This window comes from Halostagnicola sp. A-GB9-2 (assembly GCF_030068615.1).
In the GTDB taxonomy this organism is placed as follows: Archaea; Halobacteriota; Halobacteria; order Halobacteriales; family Natrialbaceae; genus Halostagnicola.
In genome coordinates, this window is record NZ_JASJOC010000001.1 from 612,743 (window position 1) to 632,185 (window position 19,443).

Here is a 19,443-nt window from a genome sequence, read left to right on the forward strand (position 1 = left end):
GGTAATCGCCATTTGACGACCCTCGAGAGGGCGACACATTCGCTCGTTCTCGAGCGCGTTTTCGCCAATTACTCCCCAAGATGCGGAAGCTCCGCGGCGAGGTACTCGACGAATTTCTCAGGGTGTTCGGCGTGGGGGAGTAAGGTCGAGTAGTCGATAACGACCAGATCCAGATCAGCCGCTTCCGCGAGGTCTCGCCCGTCGCGCAGGGGAACTAACTCGGCGTCACGACCCCAGATGAGCGTCGTTGGCGTCTCGAGGGCGGCGAGTTCGGTCTGGAGGTCGAACTCGGAATCGGGATCGAGCGTGCCCGACGCGAACGACGCTGGGGCATAGCGCGCGCCCGGCTGGTGGGCGCTCTCCCAGCCGTAGGCGACCTGTTCCTCGTCGATGTTGGCCGAATCGTAGTAGCCGTCGCGGTCGTAGAAGTAGCGGATCGACGGCTTGCTCGAGAGGAAGTTAAACAGCGTCGTGCCGATGACCGGCGTCCGAAGGAGCGTTCGGAGCCGGGGCCGTTCGTCCCCGGTTTCAGCCGTCGGACAAATGAGCACGAGTCGCTCGAGATCCGCTTCTTCGGCGGCTTCAGCGGCGAACGCGCCGGTAAGCGACGACGCGACGAGGATCGGCGAGTCCGCCACGTCGTTCGCGAAATCCCGGATAAACTCGCCGTACAGCCGCGAGGAGTATACCAGCGGCGGTCGATCCGACCGTCCGAATCCGGGGAGATCGACGGCGATTACGTGATAGTCCTCGGCGAGGCGTTCGAAAATCGGATCGAACTCGTTGCTACTGGCGGCCGCGTGGATGCCGTGACAGAGGAGCATATCCGGCGCGTCGGGGTCGCCGGCGACCGTATAGGAGATGTCCATCCCCCGCCACCGATAGGTTCGCTCGACGCCGGGCAAGGGGTTCTCGAGGTCACCCGCCCGTCGTGCGAGCAAGCGATTTCCGAGGACGGCTGCACCAGCGGTTCCCAGGGCTCCGGCGACTACCGTTCGAAGCTTCATGCCCCGTGGTTCGTCGTCGACGACCTTCAACTTGCGGCCGGTCTACAGAAGCTGTGTTCGATCGGCCGCAGACGGTATCACTGCGAAAAAAGCCGCACCGGCCGCGTCGCACTGACGACTGCGTATACTGTCGGCTGGAAGTCGTTCACAGTTCTCGTCGCCCGGGGTGGGAGAATCTTTATAGAGGGACAGCCGACAGTGTTAGGACTGCGAACTCGTCTCCGGAGTCTCCTCCGTTTTGAGTCCCTCGAGACACTCCTCGACCGGCTCGAGAAGGTCGTCGGCGATCGTGTACGGATCGGTGTCGCCGGTTCGGACCGCGTCGGCTAACGCTTCGACGCCGCCGGCATCCTGAAGTCGCTCTTCGAGGAGCGCATTAACGTCCTCTCTGAGGAGAGTCCTGATCTCCTCGGCGTAACGTTGACGCGCGTTTTCCGCCTGCTCGCCGGATTCCTCGAGGTAGGTTTGGTGGGTTGCAAATTCCGATAAGAGCTCGTCGATTCCCTCACCCTTCGTGGCGACGGTTTCGACGATCGGGGGTCGCCAGCTCGCGTCACCGTCCGAGACGTCTGCGTCTGCCGAATCGGCGTTCGATCCACCGACATCTGCCGCGTCGCCGGCATCGTGAGTCGCGTGATCCGTGGCGTCGGGTCCGTGATGGCCGCTCCCGCCGCCGAATCCGCCGCCCTCGCCGAGGTCGATCATCTCCATTAACTCCTTGACGGTCCGATCGGCTCCCGGCCGGTCGGCTTTGTTGACGACGAACACGTCGGCGATCTCGAGGATCCCCGCCTTGAGCGTCTGGATCGAGTCGCCCGAGCCCGGCGGGACGAGCACGCCAACGGTGTCGGCGGTGCGAACGATATCGATCTCGTTCTGGCCCGCGCCGACGGTCTCGATGATGATTTTGTCCTTTCCGAAGGCGTCCATAGCTTTGACGGCGTCCGCGGTCGCCGTCGAGAGGCCGCCGAGGGTGCCACGGGCGCTCATCGAGCGCACGAAAACGTCCATATCGCCGACCGTCGAGGCCATCCGAATGCGATCGCCCAGCACCGCGCCGCCGGTAAACGGCGAGGAGGGGTCGATGGCGATGACGCCGACCGTTTCGCCGCGCTCGCGGTACGTTTCCGCGAGTTTGTCGACCAGCGTCGACTTGCCGGCACCGGGGCTTCCCGTGATGCCGATAACGTCCGCCTCGCCAGTGTGCGCGTAGAGCTTCGAAACGAGATCGCGGTAGCCCGGCGACCGGTTCTCGATCTTCGAAATCGTCCGGGCGAGCGCGCGATGCTTTCCGGCGAGCAGTTCCTCGAGAAGCTGGTCGTCCGCCGCGCTCATCGTTGCGGGGCGTTTTCGCGGACGAAGTCGACCGTCTCTTCGATGGAGGTCCCTGGACCGAAGATGGCGGCGACGCCCTCGTCCTCGAGCGCCGGTCGATCTTCGTCGGGGATCACGCCGCCGACGAGGACGAGCGTGTCGTCTTTGGCACCGTACTCCTCGAGACCGTCCATGATCTTCGGGACGAGCGTGTTGTGGGCTCCCGAGAGGATAGAAATGCCGAGGACGTCGACGTCCTCCTGGACCGCGGCTTGTACAACCTCGTCGGGCGCTTTGTGCAGTCCGGAGTAGATGACCTCGAATCCGGCATCGCGGAACGCTCGAGCGATGACGTGTGCCCCGCGGTCGTGTCCGTCGAGACCGACTTTCGAGACGAGACACCGAATCGACTCCGCTTCCTGTTCGCTGCTCATAGGCCTACGTTTCCGGGCCGTCTGTTTGACTTTAACGGTCGTTCCTTATGGTGTGTCAGTATCAATCATGTGAATGGTGTCCATAAACGGTAAAGCACGTCAGGTGTCGTCGTTGCCCACCTAATACGACCGTCCGGAACCAAAACCTGCCCGAACCAAAGGCTAAAGAGCGAAACGACCGTATATTCCGGTAATGACTATCATTCGTTTGCTGCGGAGGGATCTCTCGTGGGCGTCGAAATAAAAGAAAACAGGGTATCCGACGCTGAGTTCGAGGCGATGAAAAGTTTTGTCTTCGAGTATCTAGCGGCCAGCGTCGAGAAAGAGGACGAAGGTGGTCGCATGCGCTGGTACCCCTGGCATTCCGCCGAGTACCGACACAACCACATCCTCAACGTCGTCGCACTCGCCGAGGAGATCGCAGAACAAGAAGGTGCAGACGTCGACGTTACGCGCGTCGCCGGACTGTTTCACGACGTGGCCAAACTCGAGACCGATCAGGAACTGCACGCCGAAGCCGGTGCTCGCGTCGCCCGCGAGTACCTCGAGTCCCGCGGTGAGTATCCCGAGTCGTTTATCTCGCAGGTCTGTCGAGCCGTCGAATACCACTCCTATCAGGGCGACCTGGACGACCTCGCACTCGAGACCCAGTGTCTCATCGAGGCCGACTTGCTCGATAAGGTCGGCGCGAACGGAATCGCGTTGATGCTCCTGCGCATGGGCTACGAAGCTCGGACGCACATGGACTCCGAGGAGATGGTCGATCGGGTCCTCGAGCGCGGTCTCGAGGCCGCCAATCGCGTCGAAAGCGATGCGGCCGAGAGCATCGCCCACCAGCGGCTCAAACGCGTTCGCTGGTTCAGCGACTGGCTCGAAGACGAAATCGCGGCGATCGGCAACTAGGGCACTCGAGGGAGTCGGGCCCTGATTCGGCGTTGAGGCGTCAAAAACTGAACTGTTTTCACCCGTTTCGAGCCGTTGCCCTCTCGTGATATTCGAGCGGTTATTACCTCGTTATAGCCCGTATCAAACGATGTCTGCCGTCTGCCGTACCCGTTTGGGTCGAGTCCGACCGCTGAGGGCGTGTCGGAACGCGAAGCGGATTCCTATTCGCTGGGAATCCGCCCCGCGCTCTTATGCCCCGCTCCGAATGTGCTAGATGACCACAACCTCGTCGCTTCCAGGAATCACAACCGCTCCGAACCATGGACAACATACGCACCAAGACCCCGCCTCGCGTCGACACACAGGAACCCATCGATCGGACGAAATCCCCCGACTCGAGGACCGAGTGTCCGGAATGCGACGGCACGCTCCAGCGGAGCGCCGAACAGGGAGAAACGGCGTGTCGCGAGTGCGGGCTCGTGGTACGGGAGAAAACGATCGATCGCGGCCCGGAGTGGCGGGCCTTTAGCGCCCAGGAGCGCGAATCTCGGAGCCGCGTCGGCGCGCCCTCGAGCGAACTCCGACACGACAACGGGCTCAGCACGCGGATCGACTGGCGAAACAAGGACGGGTACGGAAAGCAACTCTCGGCGAGAAAGCGCAAACTGTTCAAGCGACTCCGAACGTGGGACGAGCGATTCGTCACGAAAAACGCTCGAGAGCGGAACCTCAAGCAGGCGTTCGGCGAGATCGATCGGATGGCTTCCGCGCTCGGCCTTCCAAAGCCGTGTCGAGAAACGGCGGGCGTCATCTATCGGCGCGCCGTCGAGCGCGAACTGTTGCCGGGCCGATCCATCGAAGGGATGGCGACGGCGAGTCTCTACGCCGGCGCGCGACAACACGGGACGCCGCGGACACTCGTCGAGTTCGAGACGGTGAGCCGTGTCGAAAAGCTTCGAATTCAGCGAGCTTATCGATATCTCTCTCAGGAACTGGACCTTCAACTCGAGCCAGCGGATCCGCTCCAGTACGTTCCGCAGTTTTCCTCCGCGCTCGAGATCAGCGACGAAGCCGAAGGGCTCTCGCGGGAGTTGCTCGAGGCGGCGAAAGCCGAGGCGCTCCACAGCGGTCGAAGTCCGGCGAGTATCGCCGCCGCAGCGCTGTACGCCGCCGGTCGGCTGTCGAACGAGGACGTGACCCAGGAAGCCGTGAGCGACATTGCTCACGTGAGTTGTGTGACGATTCGAAAACGCTATACAGAGATTCTCGATGTCTATGCAGAATACCAGGACGACCGATGAGCGACGCACAAGGAACCAGCGAATGAATACCGAACAGCGAATACTCCGGCAGCTTTCCGAGCGGGAACCGCTCGACATGGCCGAACTCGCGTCCGTTCTCGAGGACCACCCGATGACGGTCGAAGTCGCGTGCGATCGGCTCCACAAGCGGGGGCGCGTTCGGCTAATCGGGTCCGGCAGGTACCGACTTGCCGAAAGCGATACCGCTCACCCGCGAGAAACCAATTCTTCGGAAGAATAGCTACCACAGCGGTGGCATTATGGGGTCTCGCCCCCGAATTTTCGTATGCGAGTTGCAATTTTGGGCTGTGGCCACGTCGGCTGCGAACTCGGTCGCCAGCTCGCCGAGCGCGGTCACGACGCGATCGGCGTCCGACGCTCGAGCGAGGGTATCGAGACGATCGAATCCCACGGCTTCGAAGGGATTCAAGCGGATATCACCGACGAGCGCGAACTCGAGTCCGTGCCGGCCGTCGACGCCATCGTATTCGCCGCGAGCAGCGGCGGACGCGCCGCGAGTGCAGCGCGGCGGGTGTACGTCGAGGGCCTTCGCACGGCGATCGAAACCTTCGGGTCGCGCGACGATCCGCCGGATCGGCTGGTCTACACGTCTTCGACCGGCGTTCACGGCGATCACGACGGCGACTGGGTCGACGAAGAGACGCCCGTAGAGCCGACCACCGAGAAGACGGAGGTGCTCGCCGAGGCCGAGCGCGTCGCGCTCGAACTCCCGCCCGAATACGGGTTCGACGGCACCGTCGCCCGATACGCGGGCCTCTACGGACCGGAACGCTACCGGCTCGAGCGATATCTCGAGGGGCCGGTCACGGCGGGATATCTGAACATGGTCCACCGCGACGACGCGGCGGGAGCCGTTCGATTCCTGCTCGAGGAGGACCTCGCACGCGGCGAGGTCGTGCAGGTCGTCGACGACGAACCGGTCGAGAAGTGGGCGTTTGCCGACTGGCTTGCCGAGGCCGCAGGCGTCGAAGAGCCGCCCAAGCAGACGAAAACCGAACGACTCGAGGGAGGGGACATTTCGGCGGCCGCCGAACGGCGGATTCTGACCAGCAAACGATGCTCGAACGAGAAATTGCGGTCGCTCGGGTACGAATTCGCGTATCCGACGTTTCGTGCGGGGTATCGGGCCGCTATCGATGACTATTCCGGAAACGCTACGGCAAACGAGTGAACACTACTGCCAATTATTGCTGGGTTGAAACGAGTCAGATGGGGGAAAATTCTTGGTGGCTCGATTTAACAGTGGGGTATGAGCTATCGGGGAGTCCGTTTGCCGGGGGACGCGTCCGGCAGTGACGGCGCGTTGGCGGTCGACGGCGCTGTGGATTTCGCTGAGTCGACGGATCCGCTCGTCCTTTCGTTAGTCGTTTTGGGGATTGTCGGAATCTTCCTGGGGGGTTGGTGGCTCGTCAGGTGGTTTCGCCGACCGCCCGGCTCGCGTCTCAAGCGGGTTCTGGCCACACACGACGAAGTGGCGGTGTTGATGCACCCAAACCCCGACCCCGATGCGATGGCGTGTGCGATGGGCGTCGCCGAAATCGCGGATTCGGTCGACACTGAGACGACGCTTCAGTATCCCGGCGAGATACGACATCAGGAAAATCGCGCGTTCAGGACCGTCCTGGACCTCGACCTCGAAACGGTCGAATCGAGCTCCGACCTCGCGGCCGAGACCGTGGTGCTGGTCGATCACAACACGCCGCGTGGGTTCACGGGAGCTCAAACCGTCGAGCCGGTCGTCGTTGTCGATCACCACCCGGGCAACGGGGCGGGAACGTCGTTTACCGACGTCCGAACCGACTACGGCGCGGCCTCGACGATCATCGTCGAGTATCTCGAGGATATGGACGCGGTGATGGCCGAAGAGGAAGAGGACGACGGCGACTTCGAAATTTCGCCCGAACTCGCGACGGGGCTGTTGTACGGCATTCAGTCGGATACGAACAACCTGACAAAAGGGTGCTCGAGGGCGGAGTTCGACGCATGTGCGTTTCTCTTCTCGGGAATCGACGAGGACAGCCTCGATCGGATCGCCAACCCGCAGGTAAGCGACGACGTGTTACAGATCAAAGCAAAAGCGATCACGGAAAAGCGCGTCGAGGGTTCGTTCGCCACCTGCGACGTCGGGAAGATCGGCAACGTCGACGCGATTCCACAGGCCGCGGACGAACTCATGCACCTCGAGGGAGTTACGGCCGTCGTCGTCTACGGAGAAAACGACGGGACGTTACACCTCTCCGGGCGCTCGCGCGACGACAGGGTTCACATGGGAGAGACCCTTCGACACGTCGTCAGCGACATTCCGATGGCCAACGCCGGCGGTCACGCCCGAATGGGTGGCGGTCAGCTCTCGGTCGAACACATGCGCGGCATCGGCCCGTCGGACGGAATCAGCCACGTTGAGTTCGAAGACCGGTTATTCTCGGCGATGGCTGGCGATCGGTCCTGAAGCACAACGCGCGTTCTACCGACGCGGCGGATGTTCGACCACGCACGGTGTGGACTGGCGCTCGGTCGACGAAGCCGGTCGTCGGGGGAATCGAGACTCGAGCGAATCGGGCCAAAACGGATCAGTCGAAATCGACCGAAAAGAGGGTGTGAGTCGACGGACGAATCGAGCGGTTACCGGATTTCCTTCCACTTCGTGTTACATTCCGGACAAATCCGAATCGTCGTGATCGTATCCGGATCGTTTTCGGTCTTGAGGGGTTTATCACAGTCAGCACAGACCACTCGCTCGTAGGTGTCCTTATCGAGTTCACCCTTACGAAGTGCCTTCCGGATTGATTGCATGTTCACCCCCTACGAAGGTCGGGGAGAAAAAGACAGGGGCTGTTTTTATCTCGAAACTTGTCATTTATGGCGTTTCGATTCGAAAGCATGACTTGGGAGCGACCGACAGCTACCGTATGAACGATCCAGTGACCCAGCGCTTTCGCGGCCGGACGGCAGTCTTCGGGTCGCTGTGCGGACTCGTCTTTCTGGTGAACCTCGGCCGGATGATCTACGCGCCGCTTCTCGAGCCGTTTCGAACCACGTTCGGTGCGAGCGCGGGCGCGGTTGGTCTCCTCGCGACGCTGGTCTGGGTCGGAAGCGCAGCGCCGCGCTTTCCGACGGGATACATCCTGACGAAAGTTCCCCGGCGATGGGTGGTGCTCGCAACGGGACTCATCCTCGCCGGCGGTTCGGTGTTCGCCGCGCTCGCTCCCTCGCTTTCGATTCTCTACGTCGGTGCCCTATTGATGGGCATCGCGAGCGGGGTCTATTACGTTTCAGCGATGCCGCTGGTGAGCGAGCTCTTTCCCGACCGACCGGGTCGTGCGATCGGGATCAACGGAATGGCGAGCCAGCTCGCGGCGGTCGCCGCACCGCCGCTCGTCGCCGCCGTCTACGCGATCGCGTTCCTCCCGATCGCCGCCTGGCGGGTGATCTTTCTATTGATGGCTGTCGGGGCGGTGATCTCCGCGTTCGCGTTCTACCTGACCGCGCGCCGAGTGGACCTCCCCGGTGCCGGACGCACGGACCTGAACCTCACCGAGGCGCTGTTCGCCCAGTGGAAGATCATCCTCACGGGAATCGCGATCGTCGGCCTCGCGGGGCTCGTCTGGAACGGCGTTTTTAACATGTACGTGGTCTACCTCGTGGAATCGAAGGGATTCTCCGAGAGAATCTCGCAGATCCTGCTCACCGTCGTCTTTGCGACCGGCGTCCCCGCGTTCTGGCTCACTGGCGTTATCGCCGATAGAATCTCGTTCGTGCCGCTCATGCTCGCCGTTCTGATCGGCTTCGTCATCTGTCTCGTCGGCCTAATCCTCGCAGAAAGTCTCCTCGCCGTCTTCCTCATCTCGGCGGTGATCGGCTACGTGATGCACAGCCTCTTTCCGGCGACGGACACCTACATTCTGGCCTCCCTTCCGGATTCTCACCGTGGGAGCGGCTACGCCGTCTTCAGCGGCACGATGATGCCCATTCAGGCCGTCGGGAGCGTCCTCGTCGGCGGCCTCGTCGACATCGGATTCAGCTTCGACGAGGTGTTTACCGGGCTCGCCGGCGGGCTCGTCGTTTTGATCGTCGCACTGATCGGGCTCTGGCTCGCAAACCTGCTTCCCAACGGCGGCTCGAGATAATCCAAACGCTCCCCCGAACTCACGAACGATCCCGCCGTGAGCGGCTGAGCCATCCTATCCGCCGTGGCTCGCCCGAGTCGTGGCCGTTTTGGTTCTCCGCTCGAAGTGTCCACCGATGGAATACGTCCAGGAGCGAATTGCCACGCTCCACGAGTTCGGATCGACGCCTCGGGTCGGGGACGTCGAAGCCGCGCTCGAGGAAACGGCCGTCGTCGTTCCGATGACCGATCGGGAACACGAGAGTCCAGCGGCCAAGCGCGTCCTCGCCGAACTCGAGGCGGTCGATCCGGCCCGAGTCTTCGTTCCCGTCCGCGCCTCGCCCGATCGGATCGAGCCGTTTCGCACCTGGCTCGAGTCGTTCGACCTCTCACTGTCGGTTCTCTGGTGTAACGCACCAGCCGTCGAGGAGTTGCTGGGGACGGTCGGGCTCGACAACGGCTTCGGAAAAGGGCGCGATGTCTGGCTCGCGCTCGGCCCCGCGGCCGAGGCGTGTGAGTACGTCGTCGTTCACGACGCGGACGCGCGAAGCTACGAGGGAAACCACGTCGCCCGTCTGTTAGCACCGCTGAGGAACGGGTTCGAGTTCTCGAAGGGATACTACGCGCGCGTCGAGGACGGTCAACTCTACGGGCGACTGTTCCGCCTCTTTTACGAGCCGCTCGTCCGTGCACTCGAGGCGCGCCACGACGAACCGATCGTTTCCTACCTCAGCTCCTTCCGGTACGCCCTCGCCGGCGAGTTCGCGGCGTCGTCGGAGCTAGTCCGCAGACTCCGCGCGCCGCGAGCCTGGGGGCTCGAGGTCGGAACGCTGGGCGACGCGTTCGAGTACGCCGGCTTCGAGGGAACAGCACAGGTCGACCTCGGTCGGCACGAACACGACCACCGAGCCGTCGCCGGCGACGCCGGGCTCGAGGGGATGAGCAGAGCGGTCGCCGCCGAACTGTTGCGGGTCTTCGAGGAACGCGGCGTCGAGCCGGAGTACCGAACGCTCCGTAAGCGGTACCTCGACGCGGGGCGGCAGTTGATCAGCCAGTACGAGGCCGATGCGAGATTCAACGACCTCTCCTACGACGTCTCGGCGGAACGCGATCAACTCGAGCGCTACGCAAGCTCGATCGAACCGCCGGGTTCGGATCGACGACTCCCGCGGTGGGTCGACGCGTCGCTCGACCCCTCAGCGGTACTCGAGGCGGCCCAGCCGTGGCCCGAAAAGCGCCTCGAACCGGGAACGCAGGATTGACGAGCGCGGTTGGGGATATCCCGGCTCCGCGACGCGGGAATCATCGTTTTTTCGCGCTGTCTCAGTACGACCGAACGTATTCGCTCGAAACCCCTATCAGCGGACCCGCCGTTAGCGTGGGTATGGATGCGACGGCTGACGAACTCGCTGGCGTCGTCGACCTCTTCGGCGGACTCTCCCGCGACGAACTCGAGCGGGCGCTCTCGGAGGCCGCGTTTCGCGCGGACGGTCGCTCGATCGACGAGGGAGCCCTCGAGGAGGCGATCGACGACGGCCTCGAGTCGTTTACGTTGCTCGAGTGTACCGTAGCGGAGATGACGACGGACCCTCGAACCCTCGACGCTGAGGATCAGTTCTACGTTTCCGGGCCGGCGGCGTTCCCCGAGGTTCCGGAGTACGCGGAGGACGTTCCCCACATTCTCGACATCGACCGACGGCGGTTCGACCGAGAGGCGCTCGGCGAGACCGCTCGAGACCGGTTTTCCGACGCTATCGACGAGGCGCTGAACGGAGCGCGCAGTGACGAACGACTCGAGTACCTGCTCGAAGTGAGCTACGACATCGAGGCGTGGGCACCGGTCGAACTCGCAGACGAGCGGGGACGCCTCGAGGAGGGACTCGACTGAGCGCATGTCACGCCTTCACCTCGACGCGATAGCCGACTACGAGCCGACCCGTATCGATGATCAGGCCTACGACGCCGCGGTCCTCGCACCGGTTATCGACCGCGACGGAGAGGATTACCTCCTGTTTACGAAACGAGCGGATCACCTCGGCGAACATCCCGGACAGATGAGCTTTCCCGGCGGCGGCGCGGAACCCGGGGACGAGACGATCCTCGAGACCGGGCTCAGGGAAGCTACCGAAGAGATCGGCCTCGAGGACCACGAATCCGAAATCGTGGGCCAGCTCGACGACATTCGGACAATCACGGAGTACGCCGTCACGCCGTTCGTGGGTCGCGTCCCGGATCGGGAATACGACGCGGACGAACACGAAGTCGCCGAAATTGCCATCCTTCCGCTGTCCGGGCTCCTCGATCCGGAGAACTACGAATGCGAACGACGGAGCCACCCGACGTACGGCGAGGCCGTGGTTCACTACTTCCACGTCGACGGCTACACCGTCTGGGGAGCGACGGGGAACATTTTGGTCCAACTCCTCGAGTTGGCGACCGATTTCGAACCGGACGATCGAGTCGAAAATTCACCGTTTTGAACGGTCAGAAAATCCGTCGCCGGCGTCTGAAACGCCACCCTTTTGCGGACACATCCCGCACCCACGGACAACCGCATCGACGAACTGTCGCTATCGGCGCTTTCAAACGCCGAACGACGGCATCGCGTGAGGTAATCGTTCATGTTGACAGCCACGAGCCCCATAACCCGCGCCGGATTGGACGCGATCGCGCTCAAACCAGCCGAGTGTGACGTCTCGAACGCCGCGTCGGTCCCCGTCGAGACGATCGTCATCGACTACGAAGGACGGGCGCACCTCCCCGAGGAGGAAGCCCTCGAATCCCTCTCGGAGTCGGCGGACGTGTTTCTGACGACGCCGGTCCGAGCCGACGGCTTCGATCCGCTCGGCGACGAGACGCTCCTCGGGAAGCTCCCCGAAGGCGTCGGGCGAATTCTCGTGGCGGGACACGCCGCGTATCTCACGGACGAAGAACAGACGCGAGCAGTCTCGCCGCGACTCGGTGCCGCCCTTGAGAGCGACCCCGACGCCTGGGTCGGCACCGAAGGCGTTGAGCGGATCGCGATGGCGACCGGCGCGACGCAGTTCGAACTGTACTCGAGAACGACCGAACGGGAGCTTCGATCCCTGCGCAACGCCGGATTCGACGACGAGATCTCGGTCTACGCGCCGACGGTGTTCGCCGACGACGAGGACGAGATTCTCGAGGCGATCGGCTCGTACGTCGCCCGTCGTCGCCCCGTTTCGAAGGCGCTCCCGGAGGAGGCACGGACGGACGCGAGCGCACAGGGGAGATCTCGAGAGATCCTCCTCGAGGCGGCGAAAGATTACGCACTCGTCGGACCGGAAGCTGTGGTCCAAGAACAAACCGAGAGCCTGCGAGAGGCGGGCGCGACGACCGTCGTCGGCTATCCCGCGTCCGGGCTCGAGGCGTTCCTCGAATAGCCGAGTTCTCACGGCCGAAGGTCCGCGAACGAATCGGTCCGCGAACGAATGAAACCCGTTCTAATTTTGATGGCCATCCCGGCATAATAAGGATCTCCGACGCCGAGTGGTCGATATGACACGACCGCCCTCCCGTCTCTCGATGGACACCTCGCGGAGAGATTTCTCGAGCGCCTGGACCTCGAATAACAACGGTGATCGACGGTGACTGACGGTGATCTGCCGTGAGCGAGTCAGCCACCGACGCGGAGCTCGCGATCGGTGCCGACGCGTTCGACGAGGACGGCGCGGGACTCGAGGTAGCCGTCGTCGGGGCCGGAGCCGTCGGCTCGACGGTGGCGTACGACCTGGCACGCCGGGGTGCGGACGTCACGCTATACGACAGCGGCGATGTCGCAAGCGGCGCGAGTGGACGGGCGGCGGGACTCTGTTACGACGCGTTCGCGGACTCGCTCGACGCCGACATCGCGGGCGACTCGATAGAGCGCTTTCGCGCGTTTTCGGGCGACGATACCTTCCCGTTCGTCGAGTGTCCCTACGTCTGGCTCGCTCGAGACGGCGACGACGAGCGGGCGGACGCGATCCGAGAGCAAGTCGATCGAATGCAACACAACGGCATCGTCGCCCTCGAGATGGACGGCGAGGAACTCGGCGAGCGCTTTCCGGCCCTTCGGAGCGACGACGTGGCGGTCGCCGCCGTGGCGGGTGCGGCAGGATACACCGACCCCGCCCAGTACACGGCCTGTCTCGCGGCCGCCGCGACCGGCGCCGGTGCAACTCTCGAGGCGAACACGCCGGTCGGCGTGAAGGCGGAACCACCTCGCATCGTAACCCGCGACGGATCGGGGACGGCTCGAGGCGAGCACGAAGTCGACGCCGTCGTCGTCTCTGCGGGCGCACACACGAAACGACTGCTCGCCGAGGCCGGTGTCTCGATCGCGATGAAACCGTACCGCGTGCAAGCGCTCGTCGCGAGCGGTGACTTCGAGGAACCGATGTGTTACGACGCGACCGACGGCTTCTATCTACGGCCCCACGTGGACGGAATCCTCGTCGGGAACGGAACCGAGCCGACCGAAGCGGATCCGGACGAGTACGACCTGACGGCCTCACCGGAGTTCGTCGAGGACCTCCACGAACGGGTCGATGGCCGACTCGATGGGATCGACTTCGAGGTCGACCGATCCTGGGCTGGCCTCTGTACTGCAACGCCGGATCGGGATCCGCTCGTCGGCGAACTGCGGGAGGGGATGTTCGTCGCGACCGGCTTCCAGGGCCACGGCTTCATGCGGGCACCCGCGATCGGCGAACGCCTCGCGTCGAAGGTGCTCGGCGAGGGCGGACTCGAGCGATTCGATCCGACCCGATTCGACGGAGACGAGTCGTTCGATATCGTCGAAGGGATGAACGTCGATTCCTAACGGCAGAACGGTCGGAACGAAGCGACGGATCGGTTGAAAACGAGTTGTAGGACCTCATACAGCCGGCTGTACCTCTATGAAGATTCTCACACCTCGGGGCGACAAGAATTGTGAACGACGTACAGCCGGCAGTATCAGTCGTCGATGGTGATCTCGTCGGCTCCGGGTTCGCCGCCTTCGATGCCCTCGGCGTCGTCGACCGGGACGTCTTCTGCCGCACCGTCGGAATCGCTGACCGCGACGTCTTCCGAATACTCTCCCGCTCCCTCTCCGGTCCCGTCTTTGGGTATTTCGACGTTGAGCGTACCGACCTCCGTTAGTCTCGCCGTACCCGCATCGGGTTCGACGATCGCGTCGTCGGGAAGTTCGGCATCGCCCTCGAGCGACATCGAGCGGCCGGGAAAGCGCATTCGGAATCCGTCGTGGAACTGTCGAAACCGATCGATCTGAACGTTGACAGTGCCGTCGAGATACCGAACCTGTAGCTCTTCGGCTTCGGCACCCGGCGCATCGAAGACGACGAGATACGACGTCTCGTTCTCGAGAATATCGGACCGTAACGAGCGCTTTCGTTGGGTGTAACTACTGACGCGGCCGATCTGTCGGTACAACACGTTTCCGACCGAGCCGCCGATATCTTTCAATGCCACACCGGACCACCTGTAGCGGAGACCACACGCAGGGACTGACTAGCGTACATACCCACGAGAGGTCCTAGGAGACGCTCGTTGATATTGGTTTTGCTGAATGGAAAATAACGTCTGACGAAGCCGACCCGCAGTCGGGGTGTTAGTGAGTACAATCGCCGACGGCAACGATTTTGCGAGTTCACCGAAGAGTCTCGGTGAGGGGGTTCGTTGAGGAGAGACGATCGGAGCTCCGGAGTCCGATAGCTAGAGTTCGACGACCTCGAGACAGTCGGTGCCCGCACAGACCGGACACGAAAGCGCCGAAACGTCGTGATCCTCGGGAACGTCGTAGGTGTAGTGGTTCTCGAACAGGTCGAGAAAGCAGTCGTCGTCGGTGCACTTGATCTCTTCAGTCGGTGGCATACACCACAGTAGTGCGAGAACGATTATGAACGGTTGGGTCCCGGAGCCGCTCGAGAGGGACGGTGCGGGCCAAGAGGGCAGGTATGAACCAAGGGAGGTTGATACGGGTCCGAAGCCCCACACTCGAGTCGTGTAGTCACCGTTTTAGGCCTCGAGACGCTACCACTGTGCCATGACAGACCCCGAAACGCTCTCGGTCACGATCGTCGACGGCTACGTCGACGAGCCCGCACACTTCGGGGTCCCACCGTACATCTCGACGTATCCGCGCTACGCGGCGGGCGCGCTGGTCGACGCCGGCGTCCCGCGCGAGCAGATTACGTACCACACGATCGACGGACTTCGCGACGAGCCCGATCGGTGGCAGGACGTCGACGAGGCCGATCTGCTGGTCTACCTCGGCGGGATGACCGTTCCCGGCAAGTACGTCGGCGGGACCCCTGCGGAACCGGACGAAGTCCGGAAGCTCGCCTGGACGGCGAGCGGGACGACACTGATGGGCGGCCCCGTCAAGTTCGGCGTCGGCGAGGAAAACGCCGGCGCGACCGAAACCGAACGTCAGGATCTCGACTTCGACTTCGTCGCGAAGGGCGACGTCGAGGCGGCCGTCTACGATCTCGTCGAGAGCGGTCTCGAGGGATTCAACAACAGGATGCGCGACGTCGACGAAGTCACGCGGTGGGCCCAGGAGGGCGCGTTCGTCGTCGAACAGCATCCGAACCATCCCGAGCACCTCATCTGCGAACTCGAGACCTCTCGCGGCTGTGCCTACCGGTGTTCGTTCTGTACCGAACCGCTCTACGGAAACCCGACGTTCCGGCCGGCGCCCACTGTGGTCGGCGAGGTCGACGCGCTCTCGAACCACGGCGTCAAGCACTTCCGAATCGGACGGCAGGCCGACATCCTCGCCTACGGCGGCGACGGCGAAGCCCCGAACCCGGATGCGCTCCGTCAGCTCTACAGCGGGATCCGCGAGGTCGCACCCGACCTCGAGACGCTTCACCTCGACAATATGAATCCCATCACGATCGTCGAGTGGCCCGAGCAGAGTCGGGAGGGGATCCGGATCATCGCCGAGCACAACACGCCGGGCGATACGGCCGCGTTCGGACTCGAGTCTGCCGACCCGCTCGTTCAGGAGGAGAACAACCTCAACGTTAGCGCCGAAGAGTGTTTCGAGGCGGTCAAGATCGTCAACGAGGAGGCAGGCTGGCGACCCGAGGACCGCTCGGAAATCGACCGAGTGGGCGGCGATTCGCCGACACGCTTACCGAAGCTTCTCCCCGGAATTAACCTCCTGCACGGACTCAAAGCCGAACGCGAGGAGACCTACGAACGAAACCTCGAGTTTCTCAAACGCGTCTACGACGAGGGACTCATGCTTCGCCGGATCAACATCCGGCAAGTCATGTCCTTCGACGGAACCGAGATGTCTGATACCGGGGCGACGATCGCAAACGAGCACAAGGACCTGTTCAAACGCTACAAGAAACAGGTCCGAGAGGAGATTGACAACCCGATGCTCGGGCGCGTCGCCCCGAAGGGGACCGTTCTCCCGGACATCCACCTCGAGTACCACCAGGACGGGACGACGTTCGGTCGCCAGCTCGGAACATACCCGCTTCTCGTCGGCATCCCCGGAGAACTGGAGTTGGGCCGAACGCTCGACGTCGCCGTCGTCGATCACGGCTATCGGTCGGTCTCCGGTGTTCCCTACCCACTCGACATCAACAGCGCCTCGATGGACGAACTCGAGGCGATTCCGGGAATTGGCTCGAGTCGCGCGGGCGACATCGTGGTCAATCGGCCCTACGGATCCGTCGCCGACGCCGATGCCGGTGTAGACGCGGATCTGACGCGGTTCGCGACGGCGAATTCGCCAAACCGAGCGGACTGAATTGTGGAGGGGAGACCGAATCGAACAGGCTGTTACTTATTCGCACGTTATCCCCTCGACAAATCGTTCGACGCCACGCGTTGGGAGCTATTAACTCACAATCCCTCCGTGGGCTGGCGATTTGACGATCCGGCCGATCCAGTCACAGTCCGAAATCGCCGTCCACACGCCCGAAAACGCGAGCGTTCTGTCGGTAGTTCTATTATGCATGCGATTCAGACAGAAACGTGAGGGTCTAACTGTGGAAATATCTGAAAAACTCCTGTGTCTGTTCAGTACAGATGTTTCGGAAGAGGAGGATCGATACGTTATCGAAGTACCACGCCAGGAAGTAGAGACCGGCGACGTCGAACCGGGGGATATCTACAAGGTCGCGCTGATTTCGCGAGACGAGGCGACTGAAGAGACATCCATCACGGCAGAACGATCGAGTCCGCCGTCCGAACCGCAGCCACCGGTCGATGTCGGCGAAACTCGATACGTCGAAATCGAGGACATTGGCAAGCAAGGGGACGGAATCGCTCGCGTCGAACGCGGCTACGTTATTATCGTTCCCGGCGCCGACGTCGGGGAACGCGTCAAGGTCGAAGTCAGCGAAGTCAAGTCGAACTTCGCGGTCGGCGAAGTTATCGAAGAGACGTTCTAATCCGCTGAGGAATCGACCCCTCGCGGACGAGCGATACATCCGGTGATGGGTGGAGATCGGAGTATCGTCTCTCTTTCTCGGTTCGAAGAACTGGGTCCGAAGCAGTTGCAGTCGAACGCGTCGAAAACCCGAACAGATCGTCAGCTGAAGGCCTCGAAGCTCGATCAACCGGCTGAGACTAGCGCTCCGGAATCGTCTCGAGATACGTCGACGGATCCTCGTGAAAACAATCACCGACGACGATGGCGTCCGCACCGGCCTCGAGGATTTCGGTCGCCTTCTCCCGACTGTCGATTCCGCCGCCATAGAGCAACGTCGTCTCCTCGAGGTACTTCGAGGCGGCTTCGACGTCTTCGGGGCCGCCATAGGTGCCCGAATATTCGATGTAGAAGATCGGAAAGCCGTAGAACGTTTCGGTCGCGAGCGCGGCACCGGCGACTTCTTTCGGCGTGTAGACGGAATCGACGCCGGAAACCGCGGCCGCGGCGGAATCGAGGTGTTGGACGACGTAGCCCTCACCGATAACGTTCGTCACGAGTTCGGAAACCCTGTCGACGCCTTTCGATTCGACCAACCCACCGACCAGTGGCACGCTACTGCCGAGCACTTCGTTTGGTTTCTCTGCGACCTCAGTGAAGAGTTCAACGTGCTTTCCCACGAAATGGTCCCAATCACCGTTGTAGACGGCCGGGACCGAGAGGTAATCGGCGAGTTCCATCGTTTCTTTCGAGACTTGATTCGAATCGTACGGTTCCTGAAAGACCGGGACCGACGGAATCGCCTCCGTGATCGCCCGAATCGCCTCGAGCGAATTCGCTTCGGTGACGTCGTCTGAGCCACCGATCATCACGAGATCCGTCCCCTCGAGAACGCCGAGATCGGACGGCAGGGTTTTCGCCGGATCGACCTTCGTAATATGGCAGATTCCGTCCCAGTCGAGATCCATGCGTCTGCGTTCGAGGAGCCGAATAATATCTTTGGTGATCTCTCGTCCGAACGCACTCAATTCTCGAGAATCGACTATCGAACCACGCTCGAGACGGACTCGAGACAGGTCACGGCCAGGCAAACGGAAGAGCCGCTACTCCTCGATCGGCGTTCCATCGATCCGTTTTGCACCTTCTGAGTCGTGAACAACGACGTTCGCCGTGCCAGCCGAAGCCGGATCGTAGTTGTCACGGACGGCAATCGCCTCCTCGAGTTCTCGCACAGCCCGTTCCTTCAGGGCGTCGGCAAGCTCCTTCGCGTCCGTACGGGAGATGTCCCGACCCAGCCCTTCGCACTCGTGGGCGCGTACGATGCCCTCCTCGTCGACGGCCTCCCCCATCGGCTGGCTGGTCCCCGCGAGCGCGACGCTGAACGGATAGGTTCGACAGATCAGGGGCCGATCCTCGTGGGCGAGGCAGCCGCCGACTCCCTTCTCGTCTTCCTCGTAGAACACGCAGTCGCCACAGGCGGTCGTTTGTAACGCCCACTCGAACGTTTCGCCCTCGAGGTCGCCGTCGTCGTCTTCGCGGAGTCCGTACGGCATCGGTCGAGCGACGTCTCGCCACTCATCGACGTGCTCGCCGCCGGTCGGTCCTCCGTCAACCGCCTCTCTATCGGCCGGCTCTCGCGGTTCGTCGCTGAGAGACCCGTCGTCACTCGAGCGATCGCGAAGGGTTCTGACTTCGTCGGGAAACACCGTCGCCGTGTGGGCTTCGCCGGCGGTGTCGTCTTCGACCGTTGTGGCGCTGTCGTCGCCGTCCATCCCGGGGTCGCCACCATCAACACCGGATTCGGCGGTACAACACGCGCCACAGCGCGTGCACTCGAATCCGATCGATTCGATCGCGTCCGCGAGTTCGCTCACCGAAAGGTCGCGGGCCTGCTCGAGTTCCGCTTCGAGAGACTGCACACCTCATCCTGGTCGCCGAGGCGGAAAAGTGAGTCGCTGTCGGCGGCCGCCGAGGAAAG

At 62.6% G+C, this 19,443-nt stretch carries 21 protein-coding genes; 13 read left to right on the forward strand and 8 right to left on the reverse strand.

The window, feature by feature from the left end; genetic code table 11:
• Positions 1–68 precede the first annotated feature (68 nt).
• The 3 genes from QNM96_RS03075 to QNM96_RS03085 form a co-directional block, all read right to left on the reverse strand.
• Positions 69–1,007, reverse strand: a complete 939-nt coding sequence (locus QNM96_RS03075; RefSeq protein ID WP_283834540.1) for an alpha/beta hydrolase — start codon at positions 1,005–1,007, stop codon at positions 69–71.
• A gap of 201 nt (positions 1,008–1,208) precedes the next feature.
• Complete coding sequence (gene meaB / locus QNM96_RS03080) at positions 1,209–2,342, reverse strand: methylmalonyl Co-A mutase-associated GTPase MeaB (protein WP_283834541.1); 1,134 nt, start codon at positions 2,340–2,342, stop codon at positions 1,209–1,211.
• Positions 2,339–2,755: a cobalamin B12-binding domain-containing protein gene (locus tag QNM96_RS03085; protein WP_283834542.1), complete on the reverse strand. Its 417-nt coding sequence runs from the start codon at positions 2,753–2,755 to the stop codon at positions 2,339–2,341. The genes meaB and QNM96_RS03085 overlap by 4 nt, the downstream gene beginning before the upstream one ends.
• A 228-nt stretch (positions 2,756–2,983) precedes the next feature.
• On the opposite strand from QNM96_RS03085, the gene QNM96_RS03090 reads away from it, so the two are divergent.
• The 5 genes from QNM96_RS03090 (at position 2,984) to QNM96_RS03110 (ending at position 7,411) form a co-directional block, all read left to right on the forward strand.
• Positions 2,984–3,658 (forward strand): HD domain-containing protein, encoded by a 675-nt coding sequence (locus tag QNM96_RS03090; RefSeq protein WP_283834543.1) that lies wholly within the window; start codon positions 2,984–2,986, stop codon positions 3,656–3,658.
• 302 nt (positions 3,659–3,960) lie between these two features.
• Positions 3,961–4,941: a TFIIB-type zinc ribbon-containing protein gene (locus QNM96_RS03095; RefSeq protein ID WP_283834545.1), complete on the forward strand. Its 981-nt coding sequence runs from the start codon at positions 3,961–3,963 to the stop codon at positions 4,939–4,941.
• Positions 4,942–4,963: 22 nt separating this feature from the next.
• A complete protein-coding gene (locus QNM96_RS03100) occupies positions 4,964–5,182 on the forward strand; it encodes a hypothetical protein (protein WP_283834546.1) in 219 nt (72 codons plus the stop codon).
• A 45-nt stretch (positions 5,183–5,227) separates the two neighbouring features.
• Positions 5,228–6,133 (forward strand): SDR family oxidoreductase, encoded by a 906-nt coding sequence (locus tag QNM96_RS03105; RefSeq protein ID WP_283834547.1) that lies wholly within the window; start codon positions 5,228–5,230, stop codon positions 6,131–6,133.
• Between the two features lie 78 nt (positions 6,134–6,211).
• Positions 6,212–7,411, forward strand: a complete 1,200-nt coding sequence (locus QNM96_RS03110; RefSeq protein WP_283834548.1) for a DHH family phosphoesterase — start codon at positions 6,212–6,214, stop codon at positions 7,409–7,411.
• 173 nt (positions 7,412–7,584) lie between these two features.
• Here QNM96_RS03110 and QNM96_RS22905 read toward each other — a convergent pair whose 3' ends face one another.
• Complete coding sequence (locus QNM96_RS22905; protein ID WP_345782513.1) at positions 7,585–7,755, reverse strand: HVO_0758 family zinc finger protein; 171 nt, start codon at positions 7,753–7,755, stop codon at positions 7,585–7,587.
• A 116-nt stretch (positions 7,756–7,871) separates the two neighbouring features.
• On the opposite strand from QNM96_RS22905, the gene QNM96_RS03115 reads away from it, so the two are divergent.
• The 6 genes from QNM96_RS03115 to QNM96_RS03140 all read left to right on the forward strand — a co-directional run bounded on the left by QNM96_RS03115 (position 7,872) and on the right by QNM96_RS03140 (position 13,892).
• Positions 7,872–9,089 carry an MFS transporter gene (locus QNM96_RS03115; protein ID WP_283834549.1) on the forward strand — a complete coding sequence of 406 codons (1,218 nt, stop codon included), beginning with the start codon at positions 7,872–7,874 and terminating at the stop codon, positions 9,087–9,089.
• A 115-nt stretch (positions 9,090–9,204) separates the two neighbouring features.
• Positions 9,205–10,329: a glycosyl transferase family 2 gene (locus QNM96_RS03120; RefSeq protein WP_283834550.1), complete on the forward strand. Its 1,125-nt coding sequence runs from the start codon at positions 9,205–9,207 to the stop codon at positions 10,327–10,329.
• 122 nt (positions 10,330–10,451) lie between these two features.
• Positions 10,452–10,955 (forward strand): hypothetical protein, encoded by a 504-nt coding sequence (locus tag QNM96_RS03125; protein ID WP_283834551.1) that lies wholly within the window; start codon positions 10,452–10,454, stop codon positions 10,953–10,955.
• A gap of 4 nt (positions 10,956–10,959) precedes the next feature.
• The gene (locus QNM96_RS03130) at positions 10,960–11,547 is read left to right on the forward strand and encodes a CoA pyrophosphatase (RefSeq protein WP_283834552.1); all 588 of its coding nucleotides are present in this window, start codon (positions 10,960–10,962) and stop codon (positions 11,545–11,547) included.
• Between the two features lie 141 nt (positions 11,548–11,688).
• On the forward strand, positions 11,689–12,471 hold the full coding sequence (locus tag QNM96_RS03135) for a luciferase (protein ID WP_283834553.1): 783 nt from the start codon (positions 11,689–11,691) through the stop codon (positions 12,469–12,471).
• 224 nt (positions 12,472–12,695) lie between these two features.
• The gene (locus QNM96_RS03140) at positions 12,696–13,892 is read left to right on the forward strand and encodes an FAD-dependent oxidoreductase (RefSeq protein WP_283834554.1); all 1,197 of its coding nucleotides are present in this window, start codon (positions 12,696–12,698) and stop codon (positions 13,890–13,892) included.
• A 134-nt stretch (positions 13,893–14,026) separates the two neighbouring features.
• Here QNM96_RS03140 and QNM96_RS03145 read toward each other — a convergent pair whose 3' ends face one another.
• A complete protein-coding gene (locus QNM96_RS03145) occupies positions 14,027–14,542 on the reverse strand; it encodes an Hsp20 family protein (protein WP_283834555.1) in 516 nt (171 codons plus the stop codon).
• 243 nt (positions 14,543–14,785) lie between these two features.
• Entirely contained in the window at positions 14,786–14,944 is a 159-nt protein-coding gene (locus QNM96_RS03150) for a hypothetical protein (RefSeq protein WP_283834556.1), read from the reverse strand.
• A 172-nt stretch (positions 14,945–15,116) separates the two neighbouring features.
• Between QNM96_RS03150 and QNM96_RS03155 the strand changes: the two genes are divergently transcribed.
• Entirely contained in the window at positions 15,117–16,841 is a 1,725-nt protein-coding gene (locus QNM96_RS03155) for a radical SAM protein (protein WP_283834557.1), read from the forward strand.
• Between the two features lie 241 nt (positions 16,842–17,082).
• Positions 17,083–17,487, forward strand: a complete 405-nt coding sequence (locus QNM96_RS03160) for a TRAM domain-containing protein (RefSeq protein WP_283834558.1) — start codon at positions 17,083–17,085, stop codon at positions 17,485–17,487.
• Positions 17,488–17,665: 178 nt separating this feature from the next.
• On the opposite strand, the gene QNM96_RS03165 is transcribed toward QNM96_RS03160, so the two are convergent.
• Together QNM96_RS03165 and QNM96_RS03170 are read right to left on the reverse strand one after the other, a co-directional pair.
• Positions 17,666–18,433 (reverse strand): heptaprenylglyceryl phosphate synthase, encoded by a 768-nt coding sequence (locus QNM96_RS03165; RefSeq protein WP_283834559.1) that lies wholly within the window; start codon positions 18,431–18,433, stop codon positions 17,666–17,668.
• A 135-nt stretch (positions 18,434–18,568) separates the two neighbouring features.
• A complete protein-coding gene (locus tag QNM96_RS03170; protein WP_283834560.1) occupies positions 18,569–19,384 on the reverse strand; it encodes a YkgJ family cysteine cluster protein in 816 nt (271 codons plus the stop codon).
• Positions 19,385–19,443 lie beyond the last annotated feature (59 nt).